Source organism: Synechococcus sp. H55.11 (assembly GCF_047462475.1).
In the GTDB taxonomy this organism is placed as follows: Bacteria; Cyanobacteriota; Cyanobacteriia; order Thermostichales; family Thermostichaceae; genus Thermostichus.
The window spans coordinates 1-699 of sequence record NZ_JANSJI010000296.1; the positions used below are offsets into that span (position 1 = coordinate 1).

The window sequence follows — 699 nt, forward strand, 5'->3', positions numbered from 1 at the left end:
TTAGAATACTACCAAAGTCTCGCCGGCGAGTACTTTATCGATGAGTGAGTTTTCCGATCTCGGCAAGCTGGTCAACCTACCCCTCGAGAGCATTACGCCTGCCGAGGGGTTTTCCGCTCCCTCTTTCTTGGTTACTGCAGCAGCCGCTCAGTTAAGGGCAACAGGAGGGCACAATTGGGTGCCGCTGCTGGTGGTTGAGGCTAGCGACTACCAGTACAAGGCCATTGGCAACCATTTTGTCTATGCAGTTGCTCAAGAAGCCGGGTTGGAGAGGCTGTGGTGTATCATTGTTGACCCAGCCCCGGAGCAGGTGGAGCAGGCCCAAGTTCTCACTAGAGAAATGGTTCCGAAGGTAAATTTGACGGAGGCTTCTAGGGAAACTATCTTGGCTGCGCTGAGATACCTGGCCGAGCAGCCCGGCACCCCCCTCAAGGGAGTTGATGTAACCATTGCAGCCGCGCGAATTGCAGAGGCAGATAGGAGCTGGTGGCAGAACTTAACTCCCATAACCAAGCTAGGATGCAGAATTACGCGAGGCAAAAAATTAGATGCCCTAAAAGAAGTTTTTTTTCTAACTCCTACAGCGCCGCCTCCCAGTAAGCAGAAATCGTCCAAAAAATCCACAGCATCTGCCAGTGCCAAGAAAACAAGCTCAACTCGCTCGCGGAAAAAGACAGAGGGAGAGAGGGGCTAGGGATA

General features: G+C 52.5%; 1 protein-coding gene. It reads left to right on the forward strand.

Translation table 11 applies throughout. From position 1 onward, the window contains the following. Positions 1–40: 40 nt before the first annotated feature. The gene (locus tag NW853_RS11965) at positions 41–694 is read left to right on the forward strand and encodes a Rho termination factor (protein ID WP_414335601.1); all 654 of its coding nucleotides are present in this window, start codon (positions 41–43) and stop codon (positions 692–694) included. Positions 695–699 lie beyond the last annotated feature (5 nt).

Coding starts and splice junctions, on each gene's coding strand:
- NW853_RS11965 (WP_414335601.1), top strand. CDS start 41: ATGAGTGAGTTTTCCGATCTCGGCAAGCTGGTCAACCTACCCCTCGAG.